Origin of the sequence: Xanthomonas sp. GW (genome assembly GCF_014236815.1) — a bacterium.
Taxonomy (GTDB): Bacteria; Pseudomonadota; Gammaproteobacteria; order Xanthomonadales; family Xanthomonadaceae; genus Xanthomonas_A.
In genome coordinates, this window is the sequence record NZ_CP051189.1 from 5,105,467 (window position 1) to 5,122,373 (window position 16,907).

At 69.3% G+C, this 16,907-nt stretch carries 9 protein-coding genes; 4 read left to right on the top strand and 5 right to left on the bottom strand.

Annotated elements, in window-relative coordinates; all coding sequences use genetic code 11:
- Window positions 1-34: 34 nt before the first annotated feature.
- On the bottom strand, window positions 35-1,714 hold the full coding sequence (locus HEP73_RS21925) for a ShlB/FhaC/HecB family hemolysin secretion/activation protein (protein ID WP_185821558.1): 1,680 nt from the start codon (window positions 1,712-1,714) through the stop codon (window positions 35-37).
- 406 nt (window positions 1,715-2,120) lie between these two features.
- Here HEP73_RS21925 and HEP73_RS21930 point away from each other — a divergent pair, with 406 nt between their 5' ends.
- Both HEP73_RS21930 and pyrF read left to right on the top strand, forming a co-directional pair.
- The gene (locus tag HEP73_RS21930) at window positions 2,121-3,017 is read left to right on the top strand and encodes a 5'-nucleotidase, lipoprotein e(P4) family (RefSeq protein WP_185821559.1); all 897 of its coding nucleotides are present in this window, start codon (window positions 2,121-2,123) and stop codon (window positions 3,015-3,017) included.
- Window positions 3,014-3,748: an orotidine-5'-phosphate decarboxylase gene (gene pyrF, locus HEP73_RS21935; RefSeq protein WP_185821560.1), complete on the top strand. Its 735-nt coding sequence runs from the start codon at window positions 3,014-3,016 to the stop codon at window positions 3,746-3,748. The genes HEP73_RS21930 and pyrF overlap by 4 nt, the downstream gene beginning before the upstream one ends.
- 202 nt (window positions 3,749-3,950) lie before the next feature.
- Here pyrF and HEP73_RS21940 read toward each other — a convergent pair whose 3' ends face one another.
- From HEP73_RS21940 to HEP73_RS21955, 4 genes are all read right to left on the bottom strand, one after another.
- Window positions 3,951-5,468 (bottom strand): tryptophan halogenase family protein, encoded by a 1,518-nt coding sequence (locus HEP73_RS21940; protein WP_185821561.1) that lies wholly within the window; start codon window positions 5,466-5,468, stop codon window positions 3,951-3,953.
- Window positions 5,469-5,587: 119 nt separating this feature from the next.
- Window positions 5,588-8,614, bottom strand: a complete 3,027-nt coding sequence (locus HEP73_RS21945; protein WP_185821562.1) for a TonB-dependent receptor — start codon at window positions 8,612-8,614, stop codon at window positions 5,588-5,590.
- A gap of 92 nt (window positions 8,615-8,706) precedes the next feature.
- Complete coding sequence (locus tag HEP73_RS21950; RefSeq protein ID WP_185821563.1) at window positions 8,707-9,771, bottom strand: LacI family DNA-binding transcriptional regulator; 1,065 nt, start codon at window positions 9,769-9,771, stop codon at window positions 8,707-8,709.
- Window positions 9,768-12,833 (bottom strand): galactose-binding domain-containing protein, encoded by a 3,066-nt coding sequence (locus tag HEP73_RS21955; protein WP_185821564.1) that lies wholly within the window; start codon window positions 12,831-12,833, stop codon window positions 9,768-9,770. Before HEP73_RS21955 ends, HEP73_RS21950 begins: the two co-directional genes overlap by 4 nt.
- A 388-nt stretch (window positions 12,834-13,221) precedes the next feature.
- Here HEP73_RS21955 and HEP73_RS21960 point away from each other — a divergent pair, with 388 nt between their 5' ends.
- Window positions 13,222-14,166 carry a hypothetical protein gene (locus HEP73_RS21960; RefSeq protein ID WP_185821565.1) on the top strand — a complete coding sequence of 315 codons (945 nt, stop codon included), beginning with the start codon at window positions 13,222-13,224 and terminating at the stop codon, window positions 14,164-14,166.
- Window positions 14,166-16,838 carry a glycerol-3-phosphate 1-O-acyltransferase PlsB gene (gene plsB / locus HEP73_RS21965; RefSeq protein WP_185821566.1) on the top strand — a complete coding sequence of 891 codons (2,673 nt, stop codon included), beginning with the start codon at window positions 14,166-14,168 and terminating at the stop codon, window positions 16,836-16,838. Before HEP73_RS21960 ends, plsB begins: the two co-directional genes overlap by 1 nt.
- The last annotated feature ends 69 nt before the right edge of the window (window positions 16,839-16,907 follow it).

Genomic DNA, 16,907 nt, shown 5'->3' on the forward strand with positions numbered 1-16,907 from the left:
ACAAAAACCCGGTCCGCCAACGGCGGCCCGGGGATCAGAACTGATAGGTCACACGCACGCCGTAGGCCGGCTGCGCGGTATCGAAATCGCGGGGCGCGTGCAGATCCCAGCCGGCGAAGCCGTCCCAGGTGAGCCCGCCGCGCGCACCACGCACGCCGACGAAGGCGCCAACCAGGCTGCGCCCGTCCTGCCCGCTGGCGCTGGGGCCGCCGATGCGGCCGGCATCCACGCCCAGGTACGGGACGATGCCCAGGCGCTGCACCGGCAGGTTGAGCGTGTTGCGCCAGTACGCGCCGCGTTCGGCACCGAGGGTGCGTTCGCCATCGAAGCCGCGCACGCTGTAGCGCCCGCCGATGCTGATGAACTCCGAGCCGAGCAGCAGCTGCGAGGCGGTCTGCGCATGCAGGCTGCTGTCCCAGCTGGCGGCCACGCTGCCGAGCTTGAACGGCAGCCCGGTGCTCACGTCCAGCGTGGTGACGCCGTAGCGGAAGCTGGGGAAACCCACTGCCGGGTCGTAACCGGTCCATTGCCCGTCGAACCAGGGCGTGCCGCGGCGGTGCGCCAGGCGCAGGTCCAGCTGCATCGGCCCCAGATAACGGCGATGGCTGAGGTAGGCCTCGGCGCTGGTGGTGTGCCGGCGCTGGATGCCGATCTCGATGCCGTCCAGGTAGCTGCGTGCCTCGCGCTTGGCCACGACCACGCCGGCAGTGGTCTTGCTGCTGCCGTTGCGGTGGATGACCCGCTGCAGGTCGAGCTGGGCACTGTTGGATTCGCCACTGGACTGAAAGCTCTGCAGGTAGCCGTCCACGCGCTGGTGGTAGCGGTAGGACGACAGCGACAGCGCGAACGTCCACCAACCCCACGGCACGCTGTAGCTGAGGCTGTTGCCGCGCGTGCCGCGCTCGGCGCCGTGATCCACCAGGTCGTGGTTGTAGCCGATCGACAGCAGGTCGTTGATGCCCAGCGGCGCGTCCAGCGCGAAGTCGATGCCGCCCTGCGCGCGGCCGGTGGCACGCACGCCGGAGTCGTCGGCGTTGAGCACGCTGCGCCAGCGCCGGCTGTGCTGCAGGGTGATCACCAGGTCCGATTCGCCGGGTTGCTCGCCCGGGGCGATGTCGATCTTGGCGTCCTGCGAGGGCACCCGCTTGAACTGCTCCACGGCCTGCTCGATCGCGCGCAGGTCGACCAGGTCGCCCGGCCGCAGCGGCAAGGCGCTGCGCCAGAAGGCACGGCCATCGGCGGATTGCACGCGGACCTGGCGCAAGCGGCCGGGCATCAGTTCGAAGCGCAAGCGGCCGCTGGACAGGTCCTGCTCGGGCACGCCGATGCGGGTGGTGACCAGGCCGCGCGCGACCAGTTGGTCGAGCGCGCGGCGGCGGATCAGATCGATACCTTCGCGGCCGATGCAGTGCCCCTGGTACTGGCGTAGGTACAGCCACAGCCAGGCGAAGCGCGCGCCGTCGGCACCGGCGCCGCCGAGCTGGATGCGCTGGATCGGGAAGCACAGGGTTTCGGTGGGCAACGCGATGCTGCGCATGTCGGCCGGCGCCACGGGCTCGCGCGGGCCGGCGAACGGCGCCTGCCGGTCCTGTTCCTGCTTGCGCTGCACCTCCTCGGCCTGGCGCAGCTGTTCCTGGCGGTCCAGCGTGGTCGGCAGTTCCTGCGCAAACGCCGGAACCGCCAGACACGCCAGCGCGCCGACAGCCACGGCCATCAGAGAGAGTCCTTTCCTCGACACACTCACACCTTTTCCCCTGTCACGCATCCGGCGTATCCCCGCTAGGCGCAGGGCGTCGATCGCATCCTTCCGAGTGCACTGCGCATCGCGCGCAGGCGAGGCAGACTGTGGTGCACACCACAGCAACCGCACAATCCGGGGCTTCCTGACGCCCTGTGGGGGAATTCCCTAGCTTTGATGCGCTTCCATGAACCCGGTCGCGCTTTCCATGGACCGTGCGCACACTTGTCACATGGCGAGGCGTCGAGCGCGTCCGCTTCGGCGCCCGCAGGAATATGCATCGCGGCCACGCCCGGGCACGGCCGCTACGGCGGTGCCGCAGCGCCAGCGCAGCCGCAACCCGCTAAAATCGGTCGATTCCCCGCCTAGGTTCCCGCGCCCGATGACCCCGATCGCCCGCACCGCACTGGCCTGCGCCGTGCTCGCCCTGTCCGCCTGCAAGCCGCAGGCGCCGGCCACCGATGCCGCGACACCGCCGGCCGCCAAGACCGCCGACGCCGCCGTGGCCGGCGACGACAACCTCAACGCGGTGTTGTGGATGCAGCGCTCGGCCGAATACCGGGCCGTCGCCGAGCAGACCTACCGCGCCGCCGCCGACCGCCTGGACGCGGCGCTGCAGGAGCCGAACTGGGACGCGCTGGTGCCGGAGGAGCGCGGCAACGCCGCGGCCGGGCTGAAGCCGGCGGTGGTGATGGACGTGGACGAGACGGTGCTGGACAACTCGCCGTACCAGGCGCGGCTGATCCGCAACGGCAAGGAGTTCGACGAGGTCAGCTGGGACCAGTGGGTGGCCGAGAAGAAGGCCAAGCCGATCCCCGGCGTGGTCGATTTCGCCAAGGCGGCCAGCGCCAAGGGCATCACCGTGCTGTACGTGTCCAACCGCGCGGTGCACCTGACCGACGCGACCCTGGCCAACCTGCGCAGCGCCGGCCTGCCGGTGGCCGACAACAGCGTGCTGCTGGGCCTGGGCACGGTGGTCAAGGGCTGCGAGCAGAACGGCTCGGAGAAGAACTGCCGGCGCAAGCTGGTCGGCCAGCAGTACCGCGTGCTGATGCAGTTCGGCGACCAGCTCGGCGATTTCGTGCAGGTCGTGGCCAACACCCCGGACGGTCGCGCGCAGCTGCTGCAGCAGTACCACGACTGGTTCGGCGAGCGCTGGTGGATGCTGCCCAATCCCAGCTACGGCTCCTGGGAGCCGGCGCTGTTCAACAACGATTTCGCGCAGCCGCGCGCCGCGCGCCACCAGGCCAAGCGCGACGCGCTGGAGCTGGCGCAGTGAGCCGCGCGCCGCTGGCGCTCGAGGCGCGCGAACGGCTGATCTTCGCCCTCGACGTGCCCGGCCGCACCGAGGCGCTGCAGTGGATCGAGCGGCTCGACGATTCGGTGGCGTTCTACAAGATCGGCATGGAACTGCTGGCCTCCGGCGAGTACTTCGACGTGCTGGAGACGCTGGCCGCGCGCGGCAAGCGCGTGTTCGTGGACCTGAAGTTCTTCGACATCCCGGCCACCGTCGGCGGGGTGATCCGGCGCCTGTCGCAGTGGCCGGTGGACTACTGCACGATCCACGGCTGGCACCCGGCGATGATGCAGGCCGCGGCCGAGGCCAACGGCGGCGAGATGCGCCTGCTGGCGGTGACCGTGCTGACCTCGATGGGCCGCGCCGACCTGGCGTCGATGGGCATCGACCGCGAGCCGCAGGACGTCGTGGTGGAACGTGCCCTGGCCGCGCAGGCCGCCGGCGTCGACGGGGTCATCGCCTCCGGCCAGGAAGCGGCGCCGATCCGCCGCGCCACCGGCGCCGGCTTCTCGATCGTGTGCCCGGGCATCCGCCCCGGCGGCCCGGTCGGCGACGACCAGCAGCGCACCGTCGGCGTGGCCCAGGCCTTCGCCGACGGCGCCGATGCGATCGTGGTCGGCCGCCCGATCCGCCAGGCCGCCGACCCGCGCGCCGCGGCCGAGGCGATCCAGAAGGAGATCGCTGCCACCCTGGCGAATGCGGCAGTGCGCTGACCGATCAATACATATCAACGACTTAGCCAATAAAACTTAAACCATTGCATTAGCTGCGTACTGCCGGTAGCATGCGCAGCGTCCGGCTTTGCCGGAGATGCGCCACAAACCGTTCTCCGGCTTCGGTCGGATTTTGAAGAGGCCCGCGCCTTGGTGCGCGAGGCCTCTTTTTTTTGCCCGGCGCGCGGCCGGGCGCACCCGCTCAGCGCGGCGCGGCGGCGCAATAGCGGTCGATGAAGGCCTGGTGCGGCGGCATCGCGTCCACGCAATGGCCGATGGTCTGCTCGATGCTGGCGACGAAGCGTTCGATGTCCGCGGCCGGCACCTGGTCCACCAGCGGGTGATAGGCGCGCGGCAGGATGCCCTGCCCGACCATCACCTGCACCCAGCTGATCTCGGCGAACATCTCGTCGCCGTTGCGGTAGAAGCGGCCGCTGTCGCCGAACAGGTCCAGCGTCGCCTGCAGCTCGGGCGTGATCGCCATGTTGCGGCACTGCCGCCAGAAGTCGCTGTCGTCGCGTTCGGTGGCGGTGTAGTGCAGCACCAGGAAATCGCGGATGCGGTCGAACTCGAAGGCGATGCGGTCGTTGTAGCGCTGTACCAGCACCGGGCTGATGCCCTCGCGCGGGAACAGCTCCAGCAGCTTGGAAATGCCGGACTGGATCAGGTGGATGCTGGTGGATTCCAGCGGCTCCATGAAGCCGCTGGCCAGGCCCAGCGCGATCACGTTGCGGTTCCACACCTGCTTGCGGCGGCCGGTGACGAAGCGCAGCGGGCGCGGATCGGCCAGTGCCGCGCCATCCAGGTTGGCCAGCAGCGTGGCCGCGGCTTCGTCGTCGCTGATGTGCGCGCTGGAATACACGTAGCCGTTGCCGGTGCGGTGCTGCAGCGGGATGCGCCACTGCCAGCCGGCCGCGCGCGCGGTGGCGCGGGTGTACGGCGTCGGCGGGCCGACCTTGGCGCAGGGCACCGCCAGCGCGCGGTCGCACGGCAGCCAGTGGGTGAAATCGTGATAGCCGGTATGCAGCGCCTGCTCGATCAGCAGGCCGCGGAAACCGGAGCAGTCGATGAACAGGTCGCCGGTAATCACCTCGCCCGAGGCCAGCCGCACCGAGAGCACATCGCCCGATTCCGGATGCAGCTGCACCTCCTCGACGATGCCTTCGCGCCGGGTCACCCCGCGCTGCTCGGAGTAGCGGCGCAGGAACGCCGCGTACAGCGAGGCGTCGAAATGATAGGCGTAGGCGATGTTGGCCAGCGGCGAGTTGGGCGGCGCATCGCTGGCCGAGGTCATGAACTTGCCGCGCTTGGCGGCCACGGTGTTGAGCGTATACGCGCCCAGCGGCTTGGCCTTGCCGGCCAGTGCCTGCTTGAACCAGTACTGCTGGAACGGCAGCAGCCCGAGCGTATGCCCGATCTCGGTGCCGAAGCCATGGATATAGGAGGTGCCCGGCCGGTGCCAGTCGACGAACTCGATGCCGAGCTTGAAGCTGCCCTGGGTCTGGCGCACGAACTCGGCTTCGTTGATGCCGAGCAGGTTGTTGAAGGCCTTGATGTGCGGCACGGTGGCCTCGCCGACGCCGACGATGCCGATCTGTTCCGACTCGATCAGGGTGATGCGGTAGTCCGGGCCCAGCACGCGCGCCAGCGCGGCGGCGGCCATCCAGCCGGCGGTGCCGCCGCCGACGATGACCAGGTTGCGGAGAGGGGCGGCGATCATGCGTGCGCGGTCCTGTACGGAAAGAAGGGAGTATCCGATACGCGAACGGGGCCAAGCGGCCCCGTCCGGAAAAACCCCACGCGCGCCGGTCGGGCACGCGCGTGGGCGATGGCGGTGGATCAGAACTTGGCGCCGATCTCGAAGCTCACCGTGCGCGGGAAATAATTGATATCGCCCGTCTTGTTGATGGTGATGTCCGGATCGAACTGGCCGTTGGCGCCGAAGCCGTTGTACACGTACGAGGTGTAGTTCTTGAAGTTGAAGGCGTTGAGCAGATTGATGCGCGCCGACAGCTTGTAGTCGTTGTACACGGCGAACTCCTTGGTGGCCTGGAAATCCACCGTGCGGTAGCCCCAGATCTTGCCGCCGAGCAGGAACTTGCCGCTGGCCGGCGGCACCACGCCGACCTGCTGGCAGGTACCGCCATCCGCATCGACCTTGCCGTAGCAGGCGATGGTGTTGATCGGCTCGGGCGTGGCCAGCACCAGCTTGGCGCCGAAGGTGACGCCCCACGGACCGTCGATCGAACCGGATGCGACGAAGCGGTGCGCCGCCACGGCATCGGACTTCACGAACGGATAGTCGTGGATGGTCGCCTTGTCGAACGCGTACGGCTCGTCGATGTTGCGGTTCTGGCGCGCGCTGGTGTGGGTGTAGGACAGGTTCAAGCCCCAGCCCGACTCCTTGGTGTACGGCTTCTCCGCCGACAACAGCACTTGGCTGCTGCGCTGCTCCAGGCCGTTGCTGCCGATGATGGTGTTCTGGTAGCCGGGCACCGGCTCGCCCCACGGCGCGCTGCCGTTCTGGAAGTAGGAACCGTCCGGATAGCGGTTGATCAGCGACATGGCGAAGCCGTCGTAGCTGAGGATGCGCTGGAAGGTCACGTCGGTGAGCCAGTCGCCGACCTGGTTGCTGATGCCGATGCTGTACTGATCGCTGTACGGGGTCTTGAGCTTGTTGTTGAACATGAACAGTTCGGCGCTGCCGTTGACGCCGGGGATCGAGGTCAGCTGGTCCACGCCGTTGAGGTAGCGCGGATCCCACGCGGTGCAGACGCGGTCGGAGCGATAGCACTGGCCGGTGGCCGGGTTCTGGAAATACACCGCGACCGGCGACAGCGCGGCCTTGCTGGTTTCCAGCGCCAGCTGCTCAAACAGGTTGCGGTCGTAGGAACGGCCGGCGCCGCCGTGCAGCACGGCGCTCTCGTCGCCGAAGAAATCGTAGGAGAAGCCCAGGCGCGGCGCCCAGCCATCCTTGAAGTTCTTGCGGTTCTTGCCGGTGCTGATGTAGTCGGCGACGTTGATGCCGCTGGGCAGCAGGCGGTCGGCCCACGGATGGCCCGGGTTCTCCGGATCGTCGGCGTACAGCGCGTTGACGAAGTCCTGCGAGGTGACGAAGTCGGTATAGGCCGGGCTCTTCTCGTAATCCCAGCGCACGCCGACGTTGATCATCAGCTTGTCGGTCGCGGCCCAGTCGTCCTGGATGTAGATGCCGTACTGCTTGGACGGCGACTCCACCGTGGCCTTCTGGCCCGGCGTGGTGTACGGGGCGACGAAGTCCACGCGGTACGGCGTGGAGGCGACGCCATTGGCGTCCACCGAGTAGCTGAACTGCGGATTCAGCGCGGCCGCGTCCTGCGAGGTCAGCTTGATGTCCTTGTAGCTCACGCCCATCTTGATGGTGTGCTCGCCGTGCCACTGGAAGCTGGTGAAGGTCAGGTCGTTCTGCAGGAACCAGCCCTTCTGGCTCTTGCGCTGCACGTTGGCGCCGCCGGCCGAACCGGTCTGCAGGAAGCTGTACTCGTCCACGTCGGTGGAGCCGGCGCGCGGGGACAGGTAGTTGTAGAGAATGCCGTTGCCGATGCTCATCGGCGTCGGGTTGTTCTCCGAGTTTTCGGTGCCGACGATGAACTCGTTGAACCAGTTGTCGGCGCTGTGCTGCCAGCGCAGGTTGGCGCGCTTGTCCTTGTTGATCTTGTTGGTGCCGTGGCCGGCGGCGCTCTGCCCGCCAAGGTTGGCGACCTGGGTCTCGTCGCGGTACTGCCCGCTCAGCTCGATGCGGTCGCGGTCGGTCGGCTCGAAATCGATCTTGCCGAAGTACAGGTCCTCGGTGAACGGCAGGTTGGCCGGGCCGTACAGGCTGGACAGGTTGGACGGCAGGAAACCGACGTAAGGGCCGGCTTCGGGGCTGGAAAGGACGGTCTTCGGCGATGCGTTTTCCTTGCCCTCATAGGCAACGAAGAAATGCATGCGGTCCTGGATGATCGGACCGCCAAGCGCAAAGCCGTATTCCTTGATCTGCGAGTCGGTCTTCTCGGTGTCCTTCTCGTCCGGACGCTTGTCGCGCATGTCCTGGTCGGTGTAGCGGAAGAACGCCTCGCCATGGAACTCGTTGGTGCCCGACTTGGTGGCCGCGGTGATCGCCGCGCCGCTGATCTGGCCGTACTCGGCCTTGTAGTTGGAGGTGATGACCTTGTATTCGCCGATCGCGAGCTGCGGGAACGGATTGCCCTGGGTGTCGCTCTGGCCTGCGATGCCGCCGCCGCGGACATAGCTCTTCTGGCCGACGCCATCGATGTACAGGTTGCCGGCGCTGGCGTTGGAGGCGCCGCCACGCAGCTTGGTGTTGCCGCTGCCATCGACCTGGAACACCATGCCCGGCACGGTGTCGGCGAATTCGAGGAAGTTGCGCGTGGCCTGCGGCAGCTGTTGGATCTGGCGCAGCGACACCACGTTGCCAACTTCCGAGGTCTTGACGTCCTTGAGCATCGGCGCGGTCACGGTGACCGTGTCCAGCGTGGTCGCAGCACCGCCCGGCGCGGCGGCCGCACTGGCGTCGAGATCGACCGTAGACGAGGAGGCAACCTGCAGCGTCACGCTGCGCTTGACGCCATTGGCCTCGACCGTATAGGTGCCCGGCGGCAGACCGATCACGGTGTAGTTGCCGTTGGCACCCGCCGGCGTGCGCCGCACCGACCCGGTGGCGGTGTTGGTGACCACTACTTCGGCGCCGGCCTGGGCCTGGCCGCGCAGGATCGCGGTGCTGGTCTGCGCCATCGCCGGCATCGTTGCGAACAGGCTGGTCGCCAGGGCGCAGCACAGCAGGCTGCGTGCGGGCATATTGGAAGCGGAACGCTTTCTCTTCATGACAGAAACCCCTCCCAGGGCAGTAAACGGGTTCATTCGGTGTTTTCTTCTAGTTGGATGCAAACGGTGAGGGTGGAGCGCGACGGGCGGTGTCAGTCCATGGCGGTTCCTCGCTGGGCACTGGACGCACGGACGATCAGTTGCGGAGCGATATCGGTGGCGAGCGGGGCCTCTGCGGCGGCCGCGGCGGACTGCGGTTCCAGCGCAGCGATCAGCATCTGCATCGCGCGCGCACCGAAGCCGGCAATGTCCACCCGCATTGTGGTCAGCGCCGGGTGCACGTAGCGCGCCATCGGCACGTCGTCGAACCCGGCCAGGGCGATGTCGTCGGGCACGCGCAGGCCGGCGTGGGTGAAGGCGAACAGGCAGCCCAACGCCATCATGTCGTTGGCCGCGAACACCACGTCCGGACGCTCACCCTGCAGCAGCGCCTGTCCGGCGCGGTAGCCGGAGGCTTCGTCGAAGTCGCCCGGCAGCACCCGCGGCAGCGTCTGCGGACTGCGCTCGTGCAACTCGTCGCGGTAGCCGCGCAGGCGTTCGCGCGCGTCGAAGTTGTCGTCCGGCCCGGCGATGAAGGCGATGCGGCGATGACCGCTGTCGAGCAGGTGGCGGGTCATCGCCCGCGCGCCGCCGTAGTTGTCCACGTTGAGCACCTGCGCGTCGGCGATGCGCTCGGCGCAATTCATCAGCACCGCCGGCAGCGTGCCGGGCAGCATGTCGGCGGCCTCGTCGGCGTCGGTGCTCAGATAGGGCGACATGATCAGCAGCCCGTCCACGCGCCCGGGCATGCGCCGCACCGCCAGCCGCTGCTCTTCCGGCTCGCCGTGGTAGCTGGACACCAGCAGGTGCAGGCCGCGCTCGCGCGCGACCGTGTCGATGCCGCGGATCAGCTCGGAGAAGAACTCGCCGTGCAGGTCGGGCAACACCACGCCGATGGTGTGGGTGCGGCGGCTGCTGAGGCTGCGCGCGGCGTGGTGCGGCACGTAGTGCAGGGTGCGCGCGGCTTCCAGCACGCGCGCGCGCACCGGTTCAGCCACGTGCTGGTGGCCGTTCATGGTGCGCGACACCGTCGCCACCGAGACGTTGGCCAGGCGCGCCACGTCCTTGATGGTGATGCTGGCGCGCTGTTCCGGCGCGTGGGCGATGCGCGGATTCACCAACGTGCCTCCAGAGTCCGGAACGGCTTGGCCAGCACCACGCCGGCAGCGTCGTAGGCGTCGATGCGCCGCCCGTCCACGCGCAGCTGCGTCGGCCGCGTGCGCGAGGGCCAGGCCACGCGCACCGCGGTGCCCGCGCGCAGGCCGCTGCCGAGCTCGATCCGCAGCGTGTCGCCGCGCTGACGCGCGCGCATGCTCAGCTGGCCGTACGCGGTGGGCAGGCGCTGCACCGCCAGGCCCTCGCCCTCGACCCAGGCCGGCGGCGCGCCCGGCAGCAGCACCAGCGCGTCGTCGCCCTCGTGCATCAGCATGCCGAACACGGTGCGCGCGTACTCGGCGCCGATCCAGGTGTGCGGCATGTCGCCCAGGTAACGCGGGAAGCGCGGCCGCGAATGCACCACTTCGGCCAGCACCTGCCATTCGAACGGGCGGCGGTCGCGCAGCATGTCCTGCAGCAGTTCGTCGGCGACCTGCGGCTGGTCCAGGTGCACGTAGGTCAGCACGTTGCGCATCTCGTACGGCGAATACGCCCACAGCGCGTTGGGCTGCTTGCGCTTGCGCACGTCGTCGAGATAGCGCGCGAAGGTGGTACGCAGCGCCGGTTCCGGCAGCAGGTCCTGCTGGCCGGTGGGATCCAGCGCGATCGACACGCTGCTCGGATCGCCGTCGCCCAGGTCGGCCGCCGCGGGGATGAAGTCGGCGCCCTTCCACGCCATCGTGGCGCGGATCGAGGCGGCCAGCGAGGTGCGCAGCGCAGCGTACTGCTCGCGCGCCCAGGCCGCGGTCGCCGCATCGCCCAGCGACTCGGCCAGCCACGCGCCGTCGTGCCAGCCCTTCAGCGCCCAGTAGTCGTCCCAGTAGCTGTGGGTGGGGCTGGAATAGCCTTCGTGGCTGATCGATGGCGCCAGGATGCCGCGGAAGCGTTCCGGCGCCGGCTGCTCGGCCATGTAGCCGGGCACCAGGGTGCGCTCGCGCAGTTGCTGCATGAACTGCATCGCCAGCTTCACCTTCGGCAGGTAGGCGCGCACGCTGTCCGGGCCACCATCCAGGCGCGCCACGTCGGCGACCAGGGTGATGTATTCGCCTTGGCTGTCGTATTCCAGGTCCGAGCCGAAGCCGTCGTTGACGCTGCCATCGTCGTTGAGGATCGGCGACACCAGTCCGTTCGGGTGCACTGCGTGGTCGCTGTACCACTGCAGGTAGTCGCGCGCGACCTTGGCCTGGCCCATGCGCAGCAGGATCGCCGAGGTGGCCATGCCGTCGCGGATGAAGGAGCGGTTGTAGTTGCGCGGGCCGGGCTGCATCGCCGGGCCGGTCTGGTTGATCAGCATGTACGCGGCCTGCGCGCGCAGCATGTCGACCAGGCTGGCGTCGGGCAGGCTCAGGCCGACGTTGCCGAGCCGGCGTTGCCAGTCGGCGGACACGCGCTCGGCCAGGGCGTCGAAGCCGCGGCCGGGAGTGCGCGCATCGGCGCCGAGCAGCGCGGCGCGATCCAGCGCCGGTGCAGGCGGCAGCCGGCCCTGCGCATCGGCGCTGGCGGTACCGAGCGGGAACGCCAGCACCACGTCCTGCTGCGCGCCCGGCGCCAGCGTCACCGCGTAGTTCAGCATCGCCGCGGCCAGGCCGTCGGCGTCGTGCGCATCGCGCTGCGCCGGCAACGTGCCGTCCGCGACATGACGGGTGATCTCGGTTTCCCCGTGTGCGCCGAACGCCTCGGCGCCGGTACCGCTGGGCGCGCTCAGCGATTCCAGCAGCAGGCGGCCGTTGACGCGCACCGCGGCGTCCTCGACGGCAATGTCGTGGATCGGCGACAGGCCGCCGTTCTGCCACGGCGGATTCATCTGCATCGGCCGCACCAGCAGCGACAGCGTGCCGCTGACCGGGCTGCTGCCGGTATTGCGCAGGCGGTGGCGCAGCAGCGTCACCGGTTGCCCGCCGTGTTCGATGGTGAAGGTCTCGCTGCGCAGTTCCAGCCCCGGCTGCGGCGACCAGCTCACCGACGGCATCGGCTTCCAGCCTTCGCGCAGCGCATGCGTCAGCGCGTGGCCGTCGGCGCCGGCGGCGGCGCCGGACGCATCGCGCCACAGCGGCTGCACCAGCGGCGCGCCCTTCCACGCCTCCAGGTTGCCGTACTCGTCGAAGATCGATTTCTGCCGTCCGGCGTGGATGCCGACCGCGGTCCAATAGGTCTGCTGCATGTGCAGCGAGGCCGGAAACAGCGCGCCCTGGCCGCGCTGCGCGGCTACCTGGTAGCGCTTCATCGGCGTCATCACCGCCTTCGGCCCGAGCAGGCGCAGGCGCCGCAGCGCCGGTGCGGCGGCGCCAGGCGCGGTATCCACGCTCAGCCGCAGCGCGCGCGCCTCGACCGGCGCGGTGCCGGCCAGATAGGCGCTGTCGCTCTGCCCGGCCTGCGGATCTTCGGCCAGCGTGCGCCAACGGCCCGCGGCGTCCTGCGCCTGCAGCCGCGCCGCGCCATGCGCACCGGCGAATTCGACGACCAGGCCGGCGCTGGCGAAGGCGCGCGGGAAGGCGATGTCCAGCTGCCGCGGCTGCGCGCCCTTGCCGGGCATGGCCAGCGCCGCGCCGCCTTGCCACAGCGCCGCCGCCGCATCCGCCGACACGCCGCGCAGGCGCGCGCTGGCCGCTTCGCCCAGCGGCTCCATCTCGAAGATCGAGATGCCCCAGTCGGCGGTGCGTTCGGGACTGGCCAGGCGCAGGTAGCGCGCGCTACGCGGCGCGAAGAACAGCGTCTCGGTGCCGCCCATCGAATCGGCCATGGTGTAGACCGTGTCCCAGCGCTGGCCGTCGCGCGAGGCCTGCAGCAGGAAACCTTCCGGATTGGCGCTGTCCCATTGCAGGCGCACGCCGCCGAGCCGCGCCTCGCGACCCAGGTCGACCTGGAACCAATGGCCGGGACTGAACGCGCCGCCGGTGCGGGTGGTGGCATCGCCGTCGATCAGGTAACCGATCGCCTGCGCCTTGACCTGGCTGGAAGAACTGGACGCGCGCCATGCCTCGCGCGGCGGCAAACGGCCGTCCTGCGCGTGCGCGGGCAGGGTCATGGCCAGGCCACACAGGACGCAGGCCAGGGTCAATCCGCCACGGCCGATACCAGCGTGACACAGTGCGCGGAAGATTTCGGACATGTATCGCACTGGGACCCCCGTCCAGTACCACCTCGAGGCAAGGTGGGCGGACGGTAACAGCAACTGCAAGCGGTTACATGATGCGCCGCAACATTGCGTAATGTGGCGGCACACTGTGCGATACGCCGACATCGCAGCGACATCGTTGTCTCGACCGGTCCGGTCGGGTCAGGAATTGTCCCGATGCGACATCGGCATCCAGCCGCGGCAATCGCCACGACCGCACCGCCAGCGGCGCACGGCTTGCCCGAATCGCGCGCGCCCAGCAAGATGCGGAACGTTTTGGGGAACGAGCCAGCACCATATGTCGCCACGTCCGACCCGGCTCACGCCCTTGCATGTCGTTCCCGCGCTGCTGCTGGCCGCGCTGGCCCTGTCCGGGTGCAAGCGCAGCCCCGCCGAGCTGCCCGGCGCCAGCGCCGAACCGGCCGCGGCCGTGCGCGAGCTGGCGCATACGCTGCAGCGCAACGACCTGGCCGGCTATGCCCGCGCCGCGGTGCCACCTGCGCACTATCAACGGTTGCAACAGGCCTGGAGCGAGGACCGCAGCCGCTGGCCGCTGACCCAGCTGCCGCTGGCCGAACGCCTGCCCGAAGTGCTCGACACGCTGTCCGCGCCGGATGCCGAACGCCAGCTGCAGCGCGCCTTCGACGCGCAGTTCGGCGGACAGACCGCGAGCCTGCGCCAGGCCGCGCACTCGCTGGGCCTGTTCGGCGTGCAATACCTGCGCAACCAGGGCGACTACACCCCGGAACAGCGCGGCCACTACGTGCAACTGGTGCAGGCGCTGAGCGGCTGGGCCGAGCACGCGCCGCTGGCCGAGCGCAAGCGCGCGCAGGCGGCGATCGCGCAGCTCAGCGCCGCCGCGCGCCGCACCGGCCTGCGCAACGACGCCGACCTGCGCGGCCTGGGCATGGAGCAGAGTCTGCAGCGGCTCGGGCCGTTCCTGGGCGAGCTGAAGACGGTGCTGGCCGGCTATGGCCTGGACCTGGACGCCAGCGCACGCGAACTGCGCACCGGGCTGGTCAGCCAGCAAGGCGATCAGGCGGTGGTGCGCATCCAGTACCCGCTGGGCAGCGCGCAGATCGACACCACCGCGGTCCTGGTGCGCCGCCAGGGCCGCTGGTACCTGCGCGATACCCTGCACGAGGTGGATGCGTTGCTGGCCAACGCCGCGGCACCGCGTACGGCCCCGGCCGAGGCGCCGACGGCGCCGCCCGCCGACCCCGCAACGCCGGCTAAGCGATAATGACGCCGATGCCAGAACAAAACCCCCTCCCCTTCCCCGACGACGCTGCGGCTGCGCGCGCCTCGGACCCGGCGCACGCGCCCGCCTCCGCGACCGGTGGCGATGCCGCCGGCAGCGTGCCGCCGGCCACCGGCGGCGCCGCGCTGCCGAGCCCGGTGCTCGCCGCGCGCGCCGCCAAGCGGCCGCTGTGGGCGCGCCTGCTCGGGCGCGTGGCCGATCCGTGGCTGGGCCTGAACATCGAACCGGCCGAACCCGGCCAGTACGACGACGGCCGTCCGGTGGTCTACGTGCTGGAGGACTACGGCCTGTCCAACGCGCTGATCCTGGACAAGGCCTGCCGCGAGGCCGGCCTGCCGTCGCCGCTGGTGCCGCTGCCCGGCGACCCGCTGGGGCGCAAGCGCGCGTACCTGGCGCTGTCGCGGCGCAGCAGCAACAACGCGTTGATCCCCGAGCAACGCGGCGCCAAGACCCACTCCGATTCGCTGGCCAAGCTGCTGCAGGCGCACCGCGAACGCCCGGACCTGGACATCCACCTGGTGCCGGTGTCGATCTTCGTCGGCCGCGCCCCGGACAAGCAGAGCGGCTGGTTCGCGGTGCTGTTCTCGGAAAACTGGGCGCTGGTCGGCAGCTTCCGCCGCCTGCTCGGCGTGCTGCTAAATGGCCGCAGCACCATCGTGCGCTTCGCCCCGCCGGTGTCGATGCGGCTGACGATCGAGGAAGGGCTGCCGCCGGAACGCACCGTGCGCAAGCTGCAGCGCGTGCTGCGCACCCATTTCCGGCGCATCCGCGAGGCGGTGATCGGGCCGGACCTGTCGACCCGCCGCCTGCTGGTGGACCAGGTGCTGGCCGCCGAGCCGGTACGCGAGGCGATCGCCGCGCAGGCCAAGCGCGACAACAGCAAGCCGATGGACGCCTGGCGCAAGGCCCACGCCTATGCCTGGGAAATCGCCGCCGACTACTCCAGCCCGGTGGTGCGTTCGGCCAGCTTCCTGCTCACCCACGTGTGGAACCGCATCTACGCCGGCGTGCTGGTGCACCACCTGGACAAGCTCAAAGAGGCCGCGCCCGGGCACGAAGTGATCTACGCGCCCAGCCACCGCAGCCACATGGACTACCTGCTGCTGTCCTACCTGCTGTACGAACGCGGCATCGTGCCGCCGCACATCGTGGCCGGCATCAACCTCAACCTGCCGGTGGTCGGACAGTTGCTGCGCAAGGGCGGCGCGTTCTTCATCCGCCGCTCGATCCGCGGCAACGCGCTGTACTCGGCGGTGCTCAGCGAATACGTGGCGCAGCTGGTGGCCGGCGGCTACTCGATCGAGTACTTCGTCGAAGGCGGGCGCTCGCGCACCGGCCGGCTGCTGCAACCCAAGGGCGGCATGATCGCGATGACCCTGCGCGCGTTCCTGCGCCAGCCGCGCAAGCCGGTGCTGTTCCAGCCGATCTACGTCGGCTACGAGAAGCTGATGGAAGGCAACAGCTATCTCGACGAACTCAGCGGCCGGCCCAAGGAGAAGGAATCGATCTGGGGCCTGCTGTGGAGCATCCCCAAGGTGCTCAAGCAGAACTACGGCCAGGTGGTGGTGAACTTCGGCGAGCCGATTTCGCTGAGCCAGGTGCTGGCGCAGCGCGCGCCGGACTGGGACGGCCAGCCGCTGGGCGAAGACGAGAAACCGAGCTGGTTGAACGGCACGGTCGATGCGCTGGCCGAGCAGATCCAGGTGCACATCAACGCCGCCGCCGACGTCAATCCGGTCAACCTGCTGGCGCTGGCGCTGCTGTCCACGCCCAAGCACGCGATGGGCGAAGCCGACCTGATCGCGCAGATCGAACTATGCAAGAAACTGCTGGCCGAACTGCCGTACTCGGACCGGGTCACCGTCACCCCGCATTCGCCCGAGCGCATCATCGCCCACGCCGAAGAGATCAACGTGCTGACCCGCACGCCGCATCCGCTCGGCGACGTGCTCAGCGTCAACGGCGACAACGCGGTGCTGCTGAGCTATTTCCGCAACAACGTGCTGCACCTGTTCACCGCCTCCTCGTGGGTGGCGTGCTGCTTCCAGAACAACCGCCGCATGAGCCGCTCCGGCCTGCTGCGGCTGGGCCGCACCGTGTACCCGTTCCTGCAGGCCGAACTGTTCCTGCCGTGGAGCGAGGACCAGTTCGCCGAACGCATCGAGCGCACCATCGAGGTGTTCGCACGCGAAGGGCTGTTGCTGCAGGTCAACGACGACGACGGCGGCGTGCTGGCGCGCAACACCGGGCAGACCGACGAGGTGTTCCGCCTGCGCGCGATCGGGCATTCGCTGCAGCAGGCGTTCGAGCGCTACTACATCGCCATTTCGGTGCTGGTCAAGAACGGCCCCGGCAAGCTCGGCGCCGGCGAACTGGAAAGCCTGTGCCAGCAGGCCGCGCAACGCCTGAGCCTGCTGTACGCCCCGGCCGCGCCGGAGTTCTTCGACAAGACCCTGTTCCGCGGCTTCATCCAGAAACTGCGCGAACTGAAGCTGGTGTGGCCGGACGAGAACAGCAAGCTGATGTTCGACGAGCGTTTGGACGCATGGGCCAAGGACGCCAAGTTCATTCTTGGTCGCGAACTGCGCCACACCATCGAGCGGGTCAGCCCGGAAGCGGCGAAGCCGGACGAGCCGGTGGTGCCGCAGGATTGAGCGGCTCCACCGCATGGTGCTTTTCTCGCCGCTAACGGCATATCTGTAGGAGCGGCTTCAGCCGCGACA

Bases quoted from the DNA above. Each gene is read 5' to 3' on its own strand.
- HEP73_RS21925 (WP_185821558.1), bottom strand. From the start codon at position 1,714: ATGGCCGTGGCTGTCGGCGCGCTGGCGTGTCTGGCGGTTCCGGCGTTT.
- HEP73_RS21930 (WP_185821559.1), top strand. From the start codon at position 2,121: ATGACCCCGATCGCCCGCACCGCACTGGCCTGCGCCGTGCTCGCCCTG.
- HEP73_RS21940 (WP_185821561.1), bottom strand. From the start codon at position 5,468: ATGATCGCCGCCCCTCTCCGCAACCTGGTCATCGTCGGCGGCGGCACC.
- HEP73_RS21945 (WP_185821562.1), bottom strand. From the start codon at position 8,614: ATGAAGAGAAAGCGTTCCGCTTCCAATATGCCCGCACGCAGCCTGCTG.
- HEP73_RS21955 (WP_185821564.1), bottom strand. From the start codon at position 12,833: ATGACCCTGCCCGCGCACGCGCAGGACGGCCGTTTGCCGCCGCGCGAG.
- HEP73_RS21960 (WP_185821565.1), top strand. From the start codon at position 13,222: ATGTCGCCACGTCCGACCCGGCTCACGCCCTTGCATGTCGTTCCCGCG.
- plsB (WP_185821566.1), top strand. From the start codon at position 14,166: ATGACGCCGATGCCAGAACAAAACCCCCTCCCCTTCCCCGACGACGCT.